Raw genomic sequence first — 16,964 nt, forward strand, 5'->3', positions numbered from 1 at the left:
TATGTCCGCTTGGCCGCCTGAACCACAAAATGAAAATCAAAAACCAAATAACCAACCGAACGGAAAAGAATGGCAAATTTTAGAAAAAGCTGTTCTCGCATCTGTAGAAGAACAGAGACGTGCAAGACGTTGGGGAATCTTTTTTAAATTTCTTACTTTCGCATATCTGTTGTTTATAGTTTTGGTCATGGGGAAAAGTTGTTCAACGACTTCCACTGATAGTGCGGTGTCATCACAGCATATTGCTACAGTCGATATTGTAGGAACGATTGCTGCAGACCAGCAAAGTGTGAATAGTGCAGATACGATCAAAGGTTTGAAAAAAGCATTTGAAAGCAAGCAATCGCAAGCTGTTGTTTTAAAAATTAACTCTCCGGGTGGATCTCCAGTTCAGTCTGATGAAATTTGGCAAGAGATCCAATATTTAAAGTCGGTTTATAAAGATAAAAAACTTTATGCATTAATTGGTGACACAGGTGCTTCAGGTGCATATTACATTGCGTCTGCAGCGGATGAAATTATTGTTAATCCATCAAGTTTAGTCGGCTCAATTGGCGTCATTATGCCAAACTATGGAGTGAGTGGTTTGATGCAAAAACTTGGCGTTGAAGATCGCACCATGACTTCAGGTGAGAACAAAGCATTATTGTCGATGACACAACCAGTTGATCCTGCACAACGTGCACACGTACAAGGTGTATTGGATAATGTTCATCAACATTTTATTGATGCAGTCAAAAAAGGTCGTGGCAATAAATTGAAATCGCAAGACCCTGCTATATTTTCAGGTTTGTTTTGGACTGGTGAGCAGGCTGTGAAGCTCGGTATCGCAGATCGGATTGGCAGTATTCACACACTGAAACGTGAATTAAAAGTCGAAAAAACGGTAGATTATACTATTCAACGTAGCCCCTTTGATTCTGTGCTTGGACGACTTGGAAGTGAAATTGGTCAAGGTTTTGCTTCTTCAATTTCCAAGCAGATTCAATCTGAGCAGGTGAATCGAATCCAATGAAACCATTGATCCATTTTGCTCATGCCAACGGGGTTCCATCGAAAGTTTATCAAAAATTTTTTGATGCTTTGTCTGATCAATTCGATGTGATTTATACGACCAATCTTGGTGTTGATCAACGTTATCCTGTAGATCAACACTGGGAAAGTATGACACAGCAAGTGATTGATAATATTGTTCAGAAATCCCATGGTCGTAAAGTGATTGGTATCGGGCACTCCTTAGGAGGAGTTTTGACGTTCAAAGCTGCTTTGAAATGCCCAGAACTTTTTAGTCAAACTATTCTTCTCGATCCACCTCTTATTATGGGGCTAGAATCATTTGCTATGCATATTGCAAAGTCTTTGAAGTTAAAAGCAGTGGATCAAATGTCGCCAGCGGCATTGTCTAAACGTCGACGTGATCATTGGGATAGTCGAGAGCAAGCTGCAACATTACTTCGACCAAAAGCCCTATATGCAGCATTTGATGAGCAATGTTTTAATGACTATATTCAATTTGCATTAGTTGAAGATCCAACGCGTGGCGGCGTTGAGTTGGCGATTCCAAAATCTATTGAAGTGGATATTTTTAGAACCAATCCTTCATTATGGTGGCTGCCTCAACCTAAGCTCAAAGTTCCAAGTCAATTAATTGTTGCTTCTGAAGGTCCATTCTTAGCACGTAAATTCCCTCATAAAGTGAGGAAAAAGTTTGGTGTGCCTTTTAGTATTTTTGAAGGTGGACACATGTTCCCACTTGAACATCCTGAGCAATTGGCTGCGCATTTAAAAACTATTTTGACGCCACTAAAAAACGCAGCCTAAGCTGCGTTTTTTAAATCAAATATGACAGAACTGTATTGGATCTTTCAAAATTTGATTTTTATAGTGCACGCCTTCGGATGTGACTTGAATGGTTTGATTACAAATCCATTCTACAACTTGAGGATAAATTAAATGTTCAAGTTGATGTACACGATCAGCTAAAGATGCAACATTATCATGGTGCGACACTTTGAGTACGCCTTGAGCAAGTGCTTGACCTGCATCTAGTTCTGCAGTGACATAATGTACTGTACATCCATGCCATAAATCACCAGTATTTAATACACGTTGATGTGTATGCATTCCTTTGTAATTTGGCAGTAGAGAAGGGTGGATATTGATCATTTTACCCTCCCATGCTTTAACGAACTTAGCACTTAAAATACGCATAAAGCCCGCTAAAACTACAAGATCAGCTTCCCAGTCGAGTAGTTGCTGATGCATAACATCATCAAACGTTTCACGGTCTGGGAAGTTTTTGTGTTCAATCACTGCAGTTGCAATGTTGGCATGAGTAGCACGCTCAAGTGCGTAAGCATCAGGTTTATTCGAGATCACACCGACAATTTGACCTGAAAGGTTTGCATCAATTAATGCTTGTAGGTTTGATCCGTTACCTGATACTAAAACAGCAATTTTAATCATGTTTTAACAATAAACTGATTAAGCGAAGATCACACGAATTTTTTCGTCTGCACCTTCGACAGATTCAGCATTGTCAACAATGTGGCCCATTGTCCATGCTTTTTCACCGAGTTGATTTAAGAATTCAACTGTTTTATCAGCTTCAGCAGCATCAACAACTAGAACCATACCTACGCCACAGTTGAATGTGCGGTACATTTCAAATTGTTCTACACCACCTTCACGTTGAAGAAGTTTGAACAGCTCAGGCCATTCCCAAGAAGATTCGTTTACTACAGCTTGGGCACCATTTGGTAATACGCGAGGTAAGTTACCTGGTAAACCGCCACCTGTGATGTGTGCCATCGCGTGAACATCAACCTGTTTGAGAAGCTCTAAAATAGGTTTAACGTAGATACGAGTTGGCTCCATTGCAACATCAGCAAGTGGACGACCATCAACAATTTGAGTTAAATCAACATTTTTTACATCTAAAATTTTACGAAGAAGAGAGTAGCCGTTAGAGTGTGCGCCGCTTGAAGCAACACCAACTAATACATCACCAGCTTTAACTTTAGAGCCATCAATAATTTTACTTTGTTCTACAACACCTACACAGAAACCAGCTAAATCGTAATCTTCACCTTCATACATGCCTGGCATTTCAGCAGTTTCACCACCGACCAACGCACATCCAGCAAGTTCACAACCTTGACCGATACCTGTCACTACATTTGCTGCGACATCAACATTGAGGTGACCAGTTGCGTAATAATCAAGGAAGAAGAGTGGTTCAGCACCACAGACAAGTAAATCGTTCACACACATTGCAACCAAATCCTGACCAATTGTGTCATGACGGTTTAAATTCAATGCTAAACGTAATTTTGTACCAACACCGTCTGTGCCAGATACGAGAACAGGTTCTTCATAACCTTTAGGAATTTTACAAAGTGCACCGAAGCCACCAAGACCGCCCATTACTTCAGGACGAGTCGTGCGTTTAGCGACAGATTTGATACGATCGACTAACGCGTCGCCCGCCTCAATGTCGACACCTGCATCTTTGTAGCTTAAACCAGTGTTTGGGGTAGAAGTTGAGTTGCTCATATTGAAGTCTCCGCATTCGCGCGGGGATTATAACCTGAATATACGAAACTCTTATGTTATTTATGCACTAAAATGTTATCTTTACTAAAATATTTTCCTTTACATAACGAATAATCTTAAAAAAGGCGAGTTTCTATGGTAGATCGTACCCTACGCCGTGTTTTTATCCTTGCAGGGATAGCTTTATTTCTCTGGATTTTATACTTATTAAAACCGGTCGTAATCCCATTTATTGGTGCATTTTTAATAGCTTATCTTTTCAGTCCATTGGTTGAACGATTGCATAAGATAGGTTTACCTCGTTGGTTGTCTATCAGTTTGGTATTTATTGGTATTGGTGTCGTGATCACATGGGCAATGTGGTATTTGGTTCCATTAATTTGGGAACAGCTGATGTATGCTAAATCCAGTATCCCGAAAGTAGTTCATTGGGTAAATTATAGCTTCTTACCGTGGTTATCAGATACTTTCAATATAGTGCCACTAGAATTAGATGTAGACCAGATTTCAGCAGCTGTTATGGAGTATGTTCAAACCAATTATAGTGCTGACAGTATCCAAGCGATGGCACTCAAATTGGCACAATCTGGTCTGAATTTTATTCAGATTGGTGGGACAATTGTACTGATTCCAATTATTGCATTTTATTTCCTCTTAGATTGGGATCGAATGCTCAATAGTTTGCGTCGACTCATTCCACGTCCTTATGAAGCTTCAACACTTGAAATCGTAGGTGAATGCCATAGCGTACTAGGCGCATTTGTAAAAGGACAATTCCTCGTGATGATCCTTTTGGGGATTGTTTATGCCGTTGGTTTACAACTGATTGGTCTGGAAGTTGGTTTGATTATTGGCATGATTGCAGGCTTGGCAAGTATCATCCCATATTTAGGATTTGCAGTAGGAATTATTGCTGCCGTGATCGCAACTTTCTTTCAATTTGGTATGGATTGGACTCAACTCCTTTTAGTTGCAGTGGTGTTCATGGTAGGGCAAGCTGTTGAAGGTTATGTGCTTCAGCCATTCTTATTGGGAGATAAAATTGGTCTTTCTCCAGTAGCGGTCGTATTCGCTGTATTGGCTGGTGCACAATTGGCTGGTTTCTTGGGTATGTTGATTGCATTACCTGTTGCAGCTGTAATCGTGGTACTGCTCCGACATGCACGTGACACTTATGAAAGGAGTACAATTTATGGTACGCCAGCTGTTGCCGTAGCTGATCATGGTGGTGGTGAAATTACAATCCAAACCGATCAGGTTGATATTGAGCTTGATCTCAAACCACAATCAATCAATAATCAACAAGATATTGCAACATCTGAAAAAATCGATGTGCAGAAACAAAATAAAGAACCTTAAGGTGACCAAGCATTTATGCGGCAACTGCAACTTGATATAGAACCTCAACTTGATGCACGGATCAGTGATTTTTCCGGCCCAGGTTGGGGACCCGTCATTGATGCAGTTCGCCAACTTCATGCTGGATTAATGAATCGATTTTATCTTTATGGCGGGGCGGGCACAGGTAAGAGTCACTTATTAACTGCAATATGTGACTCATATCTAGATGTTGGGAAATCTGCAATTAAAGTTTCATTGCTAGAATTGCTCGATGCTCCAATTGAGGCGATTACTTCATTGGATCGTTATGATTTGGTCGCTCTAGACGATATTGAAGCGATTAGTGGTGTACCGCATTGGCAAAAGGCGGTATTTCATTTAATAAATAATAATAATGATGGTGGAGGACAACTAGTCTTTTCATCTAGATCTGCGCCAATTGAATTGAAACTTGAATTACCAGATCTTCAGTCGAGATTAACTCAAGCGGTGAGTGTTAAAGTGCCAACAGGTCAATCCTACGCTGACCGCTATGCCTTATTACATTCTGTGTTGGAGCGTAAAGGTGTGCATTTTGATCCTTTAATTATTGATTATCTGCTGACCAATGGCCCGATACAGACCAGTACCTTATTACAAACGGTTGATCAATTATCAAAGTTACTACAGGGTGAAAAAGTTAAGCTATCTAACGCAACCCTTAAGCAAATCTACGCGCTCATCGATCAGTATAGTGCTTAAATGCTTTTTAAATGTTATTCAAAACTCAAAATGTAGATTTTATCTGAACTCGGCAATTTTTTACTTAAAAATAATTGAGAATTCTAAAAATTTGTGACAGATTAGTCAAAATGGACAAATAGCGCTACATAATTAAAGTTCGCTACTTAAAAAAATAAAGAAAAATTAAGGAGATGGTAATGCTCAGACGGGGCTTAGGTCTTGTATTGTTGTGTGCAACAGGGCATGTATTCAGTGCAGATATTGTGGTTACGACTACTGAAGATATCACCAAAAATGATGATGAATGTTCGTTGCGTGAAGCAATTGAATATATTAATCAGGGTAAACCTGAAGCAGGTCTCAATGGTTGTGGTGGTAAAGATGCCACAGATAATATTATCTTATCTACGAAAGAATATCTCCTAAACGAGCAAGTTCGCATCTCTAAACCGATGGTTTTTAGAACGCAGTATGAAACTACCATTGTTGACGATATTCCTGGTACAAAAAATGCCGTCATAACAATGAAGGGTACTGATAGAATTTTCCATATTGAGCGAATTCGTCCTAAAGCTGATGATGAAATTAGAGATGCTGCAATTGGTGTGGAATTTTACGAAATTACCTTGCAAGGTTGTACTGCGTCTTTATGCAAAGACAAAGGTGGATTAATTCTCAATTATGAACGGCTAAAATTTGATAAAAGCCATCTTATCAATGGCAAAGCAAATTTTGGTGGTGCAATTTATAATGTTGAATCATTTATTGAATCCGAAACTAGCAAAATTCGTTCCGCGCGAGTGAATCTAGTTAATTCATTATTAGAGAACAATCAAGCACAACAAGGTGCTGTTTTGTATAGCGAATTTCCTGATTTTGACATTAGTGCTTCTGTTATTAAAGGTAATAAAATAACAGATTCAGAAGGTTTCGCAATTTATAGCCATAAAGTGTTGAGTGAAGATGAAACTAAGGTGACTAATCTCAATTATGCCAAAGTGATCAATTCAACAATTTTTAATAATAATGGTTATATTATCAATGTGAAGGATGGTATTGCGCTTAATAACAATACTCTGGTCTTTAATGATTTTGGCTTGGTTTTTAATGCACCGTTTAAGAAGGCATCGATTACTAACAATATAATTGCAAAAAATGGCAATCGAGACTGTCGTGTAGAGACTGCAATAGATCAATCAAATTTAAACAATAATTTATATGGTTTTGGTTGTGAGGGCACAGCTTCAGAACAACTGGGCGAGCGCACATTATTAGCTGGGACTGATGTAGAAGGTGAATGTGATGTTAATTCATCTGGCATTTTATGTCCGTTCAAAGTCTATTCTGGCTATGCTTTAGGATATTTCCGCCCAAGAGTGTTGCCTAGTTATCGACAATTAACAGATTCTCCGATCATTAATCGTGGACCAGATTCAAATGGTACATCATGTGAAACAGTTGATCAGCGTGGCAATGCACGTAAGGATCGTATTTTGTGTGATCGAGGCGCAATCGAACTTATTCAGTCAAGTACGTCTTCAGGCAGATTTGGCAAGGATATCTTTTACGGAGAAATTGTTAAGTTAAATATTAATGATTTTCTAGGAGATGGTGAACTAATACCTGCTAGTCAATGTGATGCCTTAGTCGGACCTCATCCCAAAAAAGAAGAATGGCAAGCGGGCTGTATGATCATCCAACAAAATAACTCTCCTAGTAAAGGTAAAGCTGAACTACTCCAAAATGGAGAGTTTACTTATACACCTCAAGGGAATTGGCACGGAACTGATGATTTTAAAGTTTTGGTCGTTGTATCTACACGTCAATTAAATGAGTCAATGAATCCTTATATCGAAATTCCAACTGTCATCAAACAAGACCCCAGAGATACTTATACAAGCGATAAAGTAAAAACTTCTGGTGGAGGTATAGGTCTAATCTCCGTGTTAGGTCTGATGACTTTAATCGCGATACGTAGAAAAAAATAATAAGGGAATCGTATGTTGAAAAGTAGAAAAGCTTTTTTGACTTTAGCAGTCCTTTCTGCAATGTCATTAATGGCTGCTGAAGATACAATAATTTATGTCACTACCATCGATGATGAAGACGGTACTAATGATGCAAAGTGTTCACTCAGAGAAGCGTTGACGGCTGCTTCGACTAATCGAGCTTATGGAGGTTGTGCTAAAGGAAATACGGATCGAGTACAAACTGACATTATTCAGCTTGAAGCTGGTACCTATAGCTTGAATGCAGAGCTTCAGCCAACTTCTTCAGTGATTATTATGGGTAAAGAGCCTGTCGATTATTCCAAACCGAATGTCATTTCAAATAGTTATCCTGCGCAAACTAAAATTCAAACTATAATTAATGGTCAAAATACACATCGCATTTTCAATACGACCAATTTAAATCGACCGAGTTTGAGTTTAAGAAATATAGAGCTGACAAATGGTAAATCATCTACCAATGGTGGCGCTTTGCTCTTGGGGGGTGAGACTGATTTATACAATGTAAATATCACAAAGTCTTCAGCGTTAAGAGGTGGAGCGATATTTTTGAATGACAGTGATAGCTCTTTAAATTATTCGGTCGGGTGGGTGAGTGGTAATACAGCTCAGCAAGGTGCTGTTATCGCGATGTCTTGCTTGGATAATCTTGTGTTCACACGTCGTAAGATTGATTTATCCCGTATGTCGATTACTGAAAATGGAAATACAGCTTCAAACAGTTTATTCTCATTTTGTGGTGAACCTACAGCACAATTGCAAGCAAATACAATCTCTTCCAATGTATTAAATACTACACAAGGTCAAATTTTTCAATTTAGTGATCGTTTAACAGATGGGGGTCAAATAAATTTGAGTCCCAATTCTATTTTGAAGCTCGATAGTAATACGATTATCGCGAATACCGCGCGATCTGTGCTTTGGTATGGGAATACAGGTGCAAAAGCCTTAAATCATAATGTGTTAGGTTTTAATCAGGCTAAAGCCTGTATATATAGTCACGGTGATGTGAGCCAAGTTGAGTCGGCAGGTATTGAATTATTGGCAAATGCTATTCCACTGAGTAATCCATCTATAGACTGTGATCTACCAGCAAAAGCATCAGAAAATGCACAAAAAAATAGTCTTGATGTTAGTCAATTGAGTATCAATGATCTGTTTTCAACATCGTTACCGGTTAATGATGAGAATACTAACTTTCATCCTGTCTTTTTTCCGAAGATTAATTCTAGTGGTACAGATTTAGTTGATTTTGGTACTGATGGTTGTTCGCAACTTGATCAACGAGGTATAAATCGGATTGGATTGGACTCGCTCAACAGTTTAGATGCGACTCCCAATACTTGCGATATTGGTGCGATAGAAACCTTAAAGTTGACTGTTTCCAATTTAAGTAAAGCAAATGAATCACTGGTTCAAATAAAGAAATCAACTGAGAATAGAATTAAAGCATTCGAAGATGCTATTGCCGATCCTGAAACCAAAGAAGAAGTGATTGATTATTATAATAAGGAGCTCACCGATCAAAAAGCATTTTTGAATGAGTTAAATAATCTTAATCAATATCGTCCAATATTATTCGATCCATTCAAATTGAATTTACCAGATGAATTTGTTTCTCCTGATGGTAAGGTGCGAAAAATTGAGCATCTTAATGTTGATAATTATGATGTCAAAGTTGAGGTTGTGGGAGTTGGGAAATTAGATATCGATAAAACGTTCTTAGGTAAATTTGATGATCGGTTGAAATGTGAATGGAAACCGCAGCTTAAGCAGATAGTCATGTATAGAACAGATGGTCGTATAACACCAAGTGGAGACTCTGAATTCTGTACATATACGCTCACTTCAAAAAACGACAGTAAAAAAACATCAAGTGCATATTTGATTGGTAATTTTATCAATATCGTGCCAACTGTTCCTGAACGTGTGGAATATACAATCAATCCAAAAAAATCGACTCAAATCAGTGTAAATTTACTGGCTGAAGCGAGTGATGCTGGTGATGGCAACAGAAATGCAATTAATCCTCCAAATAAAAAGGAGTTTTACCATAATGCTAATGGAGATGAGGTATCAATTTATTTTGCAAGAGTACCGAATCCCGTTTCAATTATCGCGGATCGGGTAGAGCCATGTGCTAATGACCGTTTTAAAAAGTGCTATGGTGGAAACATTCGAGTTCAGTTGAACAATAATTTGGATGTCTTTTCCTATGATCTTAAGTACTCAGTATTGGACGCAGACGGCGCTTCATCAGGTGAGGGAACATTAGCTGTTCTAAATGCGGAAACAGGGCCTGGAAGTTCTCGTAAGAGTGGAGGGGGGAGCCTAGGTGGGTTTGGGCTTTTAGGACTCATTGGTTTAAGTTGGCTTAGAATGAGAAAATCTAAACCTCATTAATAAAAAAGCCAGCATTTGCTGGCTTTTTTTGTGTTTGATTTTGTGTAATATTTTGCAAAAAATTAGTATATTTTGAACAGTTTATTGCTACATTTGAAGATTGCTGATCACTTTCTTAAATTACACCAATGTCATCTTTTAATGAGCTTATACCCTTAAATCAAATTGAAGTTAATCCTTCGGATTTGCTCTCAATTAAGAGGCATGATCTTGTTCCTTTATTGACTGATTCGTCTAAACTTAATTTATATGCTGAACATATTGTGCAGGCACAAAATGCTCTATTGGTAGGTATAGACCCCACTTTAAATAAAAAATTAAGCGAAACAATTTCAGATATTATTCAAAAATTGAATCAATCCAAAAAGAAATTAAAACAAAAAAAATTTAATGCTCTCCAAAAGTGGTTAGGTCTGGATTTGGAGTTCGGTGCGGGTCAAATTTCTTATATTCGTGATTTAGATAGACTCATTCTAGATGCTGATCAGCTGTCCCAACGTATTCACATTGAAATCCAAAAGTCTAGTTCTCGATTTCAGCAAGCAGTTGGTTTAAGAGAGCAAATGGCGCGCTACATTCAAGCAGCAAGACAATTTTTAACAGAATACACAGATTTTTCTCATCATCGCCATCCACTCGATAACTTTGAGGAGCGATTGGCTAAAAAAATACAAACATTAGAGTCGGTACAAGCAAACAATGATATTTCTCTCATGCAAATGCAATTGACTCAACAACTTTCATTAACTCTGACGGATCGTTTTCGTGAAGCGCAGCAAGTATTAATCCCAGCTTGGCAATATCATCTTGAGCAAACTCAAATTAAAAATGGCGCAGTCGATATTGAAAAGTTAGATCAAAGTCGCGAACAACTGATTCGATCTTTAAAAAAATCACTAATTAAAGAATAAGGTGTGTTATGTCTGATTTTCCAATTCAAAAGAAAAATGAATCCTTAAGCTTAATCTCTATGGAGGAAAAGTTTTCCAAGTTAGATTTAAAAGAAATTGGGTTGATGACCTCAGACCTTGCAGCAGTCGAATCAGTTCACCAAGAACTAGCTGATATGAATCATGCAACGGTTGCTGAATATGGGAAAAATATCGCGACTAAAACAGCGACTTATACGGATGAACTGCTGGATTTAGTCAAAAATAAAGATTTGGATGCAACAGGTCAAAAGTTAAATGAAGTTGTTACAGTGGCTCAACAGCTCAATACAAACAGTATTTTAAGCCCTGCTAAAAGTTCAGGCTTCTTGGGCAGTATCTTAAATCGATTTAAAGGTGCGAAGCAGAGCTTTGATCAAAAGTTCAATTCCACTAAAGAACAAATAGATGCTTTAGTTAAAGAAATTGAAACCTCTCAACAAGGTTTAAAAGACCGTGTAAATACATTGGATCGTATGTTTGATGGTGTGCAGGATGAATATAAACAATTAGGGGTTTATATTGCTGCAGGGAAAATTAAACAACAAGAAGTTCAAGAGCAAATAGCTGAATTGAGTACGCTAGAACAAGATGCGCAAACCAATCAAAAAATCTACGACTTAAATCACTTAGCAAACAATTTGGAAAAAAGAGTGAGTGATTTACAGGTATTGCAACAATCTGCGATGCAGACATTACCGATGATTCGAATTATTCAATCAAATAATTCAATGTTGGTGGATAAGTTTTATGCGATAAAAAATATCACGCTTCCTGCTTGGAAAAATCAAATTAGTTTAGCGATTTCATTACAGGAGCAAAAAAATAGCGTCCAATTGGCTAATACTATTGATGATGCGACGAATGAGTTACTTAAACGGAATGCAGATTTATTACACCAGAATTCAGTCGATACTGCTCGAGCAAATCAACGTTCAGTGATTGACATTGAAACACTTGAACATGTTCAAAATACCCTCATTAAAACAGTGAATGATGTTATTAGTATTCAGAAAGAAGGGATGCAAAAACGTGAAGAGGCATCAATCCGTATTAAGGCTTTGCAAGGAAATCTTCAACAACTTGTTTTGGATTCGAGTCAAAATCAGCTAAAACACTAAATTCTTGAGGTTTAAATTTGAATAAAACCAATGAATATCTTGTGGCGCAGACTGAGATTCAGAAAAGATTGCCTGAATTGTACAAACGAAATCGTATACTTAATTTATGGGGATTTTTGAGTACCAGTGTATTCATCATTTCAGTCGTGTCGCTTTTTATTCATCAGGACATGATTTATGGTTTTATGGGCATGAGTGAAACTGTTCAGCAGCTTCATTTGCCACATAGTTTAGATGAAGTCGTAAACGTGTACCAACATCAGCCTGACTATTTTTTTAATTTAATATCTTGGTTAGGCTGGTTCATTCTAAAAGTATTTAGCTCAGTCATTGGTGCTTTTTTTATTGTTCATTTTTTAAAGAAAATACGTTTTTTCTATGTGCGCTTTCAATCATTTGTGCTTAAGTTTGTAGGTTGGTTAATTGCTGTCATCTTAATTTGGTCAAGTTTGACCTATGTTCAGTACGACATGAATGATGAGTCTTTAGATCAACAATATCAATTAAGTCATTATGATAAATCGATTCATGAAAGTCAGATTGCTGTCATCATGACTGAACAACAGGTCAATCCAATTATACAAGCCTACGTCCTTGCGCAAGTGGCTTTGATTCACAAACCTGAAGATACCAATCTAGCAACTGCATATTTAGCTCGACTTGCGCAAGCTGAAAGAAATGAAAAACAGTTTGTCGAATATGGTTTTAATGCAGAGCAGTTATGGTCAATGCAGCAACAAGTTTATGGTCAATCTATTACTCCTTCGGCAAAAGCGATAGATCATCGGGCAAATCAGGCACGACAAATTTCAGAAGTCGTCAAGATGATATTAATGGTATTCTCAGCCATCATGTTATTGTTAATGCTTATTTTCTTTGGATTAGCTCGTAGTTTTAAAAGCAGAATTCAAACGATCACTCAACGTTTGGAGATATAGTTAAAGTTTGTACTGTTACGACCATCATAAAAGAATCATTCATTTTTAAATGAATGATTTTTTAATTCAATTTTTCGATAGTCTTTATGCAAACTAACTGTTTTACCTATTTTTGTATTTCTTCTAATATAGCTTTATCAAATAAATATTACTCCTTTGGAGACGTTAGCAATGTTAGATCAAAATACTTCAGCTCAATTAAAAACGCTTTTAGAACGCCTTGAGGGTCCAATCGAATTGGTTGCGACTTTAAATGATTCAGACAAATCTGCAAAAATCAAAGAACTTGTGGAAGAAGTGGCTGCACTTTCTCCATTCGTCACAGCTCGTTTTGATGGTCAAAATAAACGTGCGCCGAGCTTTGGTATTGCAAAAGCAGGTGAAGAACCGCGTGTCTTCTTCGCAGGCTTACCAATGGGTCATGAGTTCACTTCTTTGATTTTGGCATTGCTACAAACTTCTGGGTATGCACCAAAAGTATCTGACGAAGTATTGGCATCCATTAAAGCTTTAGAAATCAAATCTGACTTTGACGTATTCGTATCTTTAAGCTGTCATAACTGTCCAGATGTGGTTCAAGCACTTAACTTGATCGCAATCTACAACCCTGGCACAACAGCAACCATGATTGATGGTGCATTCTTCCAAGACGAAGTTGAAGAACGCAAAATCATGGCTGTACCAATGGTGTTCCAAGACAACGACCATATCGGTCAAGGTCGTATGACATTGGAAGAGATTGTTGCGAAGCTCGATACTAACTCTGCTGCGAAAGATGCTGAAAAGCTCAATGCCAAAGACGCATTTGACGTGCTTGTGATCGGTGGTGGCCCTGCAGGCAACACTTCTGCAATCTACGCAGCACGTAAAGGTATTAAAACAGGTATCGTGGCTGAACGCATGGGTGGTCAAGTCATGGACACCATGGATATTGAAAACTTTACATCAGTGCAAAAGACCCAAGGTCCTAAGTTTGCAGCTGAAATGGAAGCACACGTTCGTGAATACGGTGTTGACATCATGAACTTACAACGTGTGTCTGACATCAAAGGTGCAGATGAAACTGCCAACGGTTTAGTTGAAGTGACTTTAGAGAATGGTGCAAAACTTGAATCGAAAACGGTCATCCTGTCTACAGGTGCTCGTTGGAGAGAAATGAATGTACCCGGTGAGCAAGAATACAAAACCCGTGGTGTTGCGTACTGCCCACACTGTGATGGCCCATTGTTCAAAGGTAAACGTGTGGCTGTGATCGGTGGTGGTAACTCTGGTGTTGAAGCGGCAATTGACTTGGCTGGTATTGTTGAGCATGTCACTTTAGTTGAGTTTGATACCAAACTACGTGCTGACCAAGTACTTCAAGATAAATTGAACAGCTTGCCAAATACGACTGTCATCAAAAATGCGTTGTCTACAGAAGTTGTGGGTGATGGCAAACAAGTCACTGCACTGAAATACAAAGACCGTGCGACAGATGAAGAGCACACAGTTGAATTGGCGGGGATCTTCGTACAAATCGGTTTGTTACCCAACACGGATTTCTTAAAAGAAACCCAAGTTGAGTTAACCAACCGTGGTGAGATTGTGATTAACGATCGCAACGAAACCAATGTAAAAGGTGTATTTGCTGCAGGTGACTGTACAACAGTACCTTATAAACAAATCATCATTGCCACTGGTGAAGGCGCGAAAGCATCACTGTCAGCGTTTGATTACATCATTCGTTCTGGAGAGTAGTTCAATCATATTCTTTAAATAAGAAGTTTTTAGTTTTTTTAGTTTACAGAGGTTGAAGATGCTAACACTTCAGCCTCTTTTTTTTGTAATCATTCCCTTGCTTTATATTATTTGTTAAATCAAATCTATATTTTATTTGTAATTTTATTTCACAATAAATGGGTGTTTTGTGTAACAGGACCTGTTTATCGTGTCTGTTTTTTGTTTAAATATTAAAAAATTCTTTAGCCTTATTAAATTATAAAAGACAGATAATAACCATGCTTGCCAACATCTTTTCGGCATTGGAACAGCTCGGCCTCACCGCCCAAAACAGAGCCCTCCACATCCAATTCAGTCATTCACAGCTGAATAGCCAAGTCTTCCTACAACGCATCGATGGCAGCCATGCCCTTAACGAAGGCGTGCAAGCAGAACTCATCTGTCTCTCGACCAATACCTTAATTCCACTCAAACAATTCATCGGCACACAAGTTGCCGTCGATCAAGTCACTGATCAAGGAACCCTGTTTAGAACCACTGGCATCATCACCGAAGCCTCACAAGGACAAAGCGATGGGGCACTGACCCTCTACAAACTCACGCTTAACGATGCAACTTCACTTTGGCACAAACGCCGCAACAGCCGCGTATTTATGAATAAATCCGTGGTCGAAGTGGTGGAAATCCTCTTTGAAGAATGGCAAAACAAAAGCCCACTCTTTGCCTCTAGCCTCAGCCTAGACCACAGTGGACTACAACAACAATACGACATCCGACCCTTTATCATGCAAAGTAACGAAAGCGACTACGACTTTCTGACTCGCTTACTACGCAGTGAAGGCATTAACTGGCTCATTGATGAAGCCCAACCGATTGTACCGAGCAACAACAGCCCGATCGAAGCACAAAAGCTCCGCCTGATTGATGACAACAGCCAATACCAAGCGCTTAACCGACGCAACATCCGCTACCACCGTAGTGATGCGACAGAACAATTTGATAGCATCACCAGTTTTATCGGACAACGCAGCCTACAACCCACCGCAGTCCACCTACAACGCTGGCAAGCCACAGCCCTCGAACAAGAAGAAGGCGCAGGCTCAGTCCAAAGCAAGCATCAACACAGTGACCACCAAGACAATGCCAGCCTAGGCCTCGAACAAGCATGGCACATCAGCCCTGCATGGATCCAAGACCTCAAAGGTGAAGACCAAGCCACCGCCTCAGGCAACAGCCAAGTCGAAAAACTCAACCAACACCTCAGCGACTACTACGCTGGACAAAGCAAACAATTCATCGCCAAAGCCAGCGTCAGAGACAGCCAGGTCGGCTACTGGTTCAGACTCGATGGCCATCCAGAAATTGCAAAACACAGCGGAGCTGACCAAGAATTCCTCATTGTTGGCAAACGCTACTACAACCAAAACAACCTACCCAAAGACTTAGACCAACAAGTCCAACAACTGCTACAATGCAGCCAATGGACGCCAAAACACAAGACAGACACCAACCAAGCAACCCACAAGGACCAAGAACGCCAAGCCAGCGAACTCATCCTACAACGACGCAACATCAAAACCGTACCCGAATACAACCCCTTACAACATCGACCCAGCACCCATCCCCAACGCGCCAAAGTGGTGGGACCTGCAGGAGAAGAAATCCATGTCGATGAATGGGGACGCATCAAAGTACGCTTTCTGTTTACCCGAGCAGAAGACCACCAATTTGATGGTGGTGCCGGCAGTAACAACAACGATACCGATTCAGCTTGGGTCGATGTACTGACCCCATGGGCAGGCGAAGGTTATGGCGCACGCTTCCTTCCTCGAATCAATGAAATCGTGGTTATCGACTTCTTTGACGGTAACATCGACCGTCCCTTTGTGGTGGGCCGCCTACATGAAGCCCAACGCAGCCCAACCCGATTCGACAGTCAAGGCCAACTGCCAGACACAAAAAAACTCGCAGGGATTAAAAGTAAAGAAGTCCAAGGCGAAGGCTATGGACAACTCCGCTTTGATGACACCACAGGACAAATCTCCACCCAACTGCAAAACACCCACGGGACGAGCCAACTTAACCTAGGGAATCTCAGTCATCCCAAAGCAACAGCAGAAAGCGAAGGACGCGGCGAAGGCTTCGAACTTAGAACAGACCAATGGGGTGCAGTACGAGCAGGCGAAGGCATACTCATCTCCACCTACAAACAAGAACAAGCCAAAG

At 39.4% G+C, this 16,964-nt stretch carries 13 protein-coding genes; 11 read left to right on the top strand and 2 right to left on the bottom strand.

Annotated features, from left to right (window positions below; genetic code table 11):
- Window position 1 precedes the first annotated feature (1 nt).
- Both sppA and AC1M9H_RS06160 read left to right on the top strand, forming a co-directional pair.
- The gene (sppA, locus tag AC1M9H_RS06155; protein WP_481612985.1) at window positions 2-1,015 is read left to right on the top strand and encodes a signal peptide peptidase SppA; all 1,014 of its coding nucleotides are present in this window, start codon (window positions 2-4) and stop codon (window positions 1,013-1,015) included.
- A complete protein-coding gene (locus tag AC1M9H_RS06160; RefSeq protein ID WP_481588958.1) occupies window positions 1,012-1,821 on the top strand; it encodes an alpha/beta fold hydrolase in 810 nt (269 codons plus the stop codon). The genes sppA and AC1M9H_RS06160 overlap by 4 nt, the downstream gene beginning before the upstream one ends.
- 15 nt (window positions 1,822-1,836) lie before the next feature.
- Here the strand turns inward: AC1M9H_RS06160 and purN are convergent, their stop codons facing one another.
- A complete protein-coding gene (purN, locus tag AC1M9H_RS06165) occupies window positions 1,837-2,466 on the bottom strand; it encodes a phosphoribosylglycinamide formyltransferase (RefSeq protein ID WP_092766790.1) in 630 nt (209 codons plus the stop codon).
- Between the two features lie 18 nt (window positions 2,467-2,484).
- Window positions 2,485-3,555: a phosphoribosylformylglycinamidine cyclo-ligase gene (gene purM, locus AC1M9H_RS06170; protein WP_481586445.1), complete on the bottom strand. Its 1,071-nt coding sequence runs from the start codon at window positions 3,553-3,555 to the stop codon at window positions 2,485-2,487.
- Between the two features lie 135 nt (window positions 3,556-3,690).
- On the opposite strand from purM, the gene cxpE reads away from it, so the two are divergent.
- From cxpE to AC1M9H_RS06215, 9 genes are all read left to right on the top strand, one after another.
- The gene (gene cxpE / locus AC1M9H_RS06175) at window positions 3,691-4,914 is read left to right on the top strand and encodes a chloramphenicol efflux transporter CxpE (protein WP_481608703.1); all 1,224 of its coding nucleotides are present in this window, start codon (window positions 3,691-3,693) and stop codon (window positions 4,912-4,914) included.
- Between the two features lie 15 nt (window positions 4,915-4,929).
- Window positions 4,930-5,637, top strand: a complete 708-nt coding sequence (gene hda, locus AC1M9H_RS06180; RefSeq protein WP_092766787.1) for a DnaA regulatory inactivator Hda — start codon at window positions 4,930-4,932, stop codon at window positions 5,635-5,637.
- Between the two features lie 179 nt (window positions 5,638-5,816).
- Window positions 5,817-7,607, top strand: coding sequence for a rhombotarget A (rbtA, locus tag AC1M9H_RS06185; RefSeq protein WP_481612986.1), 1,791 nt, complete (start codon window positions 5,817-5,819; stop codon window positions 7,605-7,607).
- Between the two features lie 12 nt (window positions 7,608-7,619).
- Window positions 7,620-10,031 (top strand): CSLREA domain-containing protein, encoded by a 2,412-nt coding sequence (locus AC1M9H_RS06190; RefSeq protein WP_481612987.1) that lies wholly within the window; start codon window positions 7,620-7,622, stop codon window positions 10,029-10,031.
- A 128-nt stretch (window positions 10,032-10,159) separates the two neighbouring features.
- Complete coding sequence (locus tag AC1M9H_RS06195) at window positions 10,160-10,942, top strand: tellurium resistance protein (RefSeq protein ID WP_180027900.1); 783 nt, start codon at window positions 10,160-10,162, stop codon at window positions 10,940-10,942.
- Window positions 10,943-10,950: 8 nt separating this feature from the next.
- Window positions 10,951-12,081, top strand: a complete 1,131-nt coding sequence (locus AC1M9H_RS06200) for a toxic anion resistance protein (protein ID WP_481612988.1) — start codon at window positions 10,951-10,953, stop codon at window positions 12,079-12,081.
- A 17-nt stretch (window positions 12,082-12,098) separates the two neighbouring features.
- A complete protein-coding gene (locus AC1M9H_RS06205) occupies window positions 12,099-13,019 on the top strand; it encodes a hypothetical protein (protein ID WP_481612989.1) in 921 nt (306 codons plus the stop codon).
- Between the two features lie 171 nt (window positions 13,020-13,190).
- Window positions 13,191-14,756 carry an alkyl hydroperoxide reductase subunit F gene (gene ahpF / locus AC1M9H_RS06210; RefSeq protein WP_481612990.1) on the top strand — a complete coding sequence of 522 codons (1,566 nt, stop codon included), beginning with the start codon at window positions 13,191-13,193 and terminating at the stop codon, window positions 14,754-14,756.
- A gap of 260 nt (window positions 14,757-15,016) precedes the next feature.
- A partial coding sequence (locus AC1M9H_RS06215) for a type VI secretion system Vgr family protein (protein ID WP_481612991.1) occupies window positions 15,017-16,964 on the top strand: 1,948 nt, incomplete at its 3' end.

The organism is Acinetobacter sp. ANC_7512, from assembly GCF_056779935.1.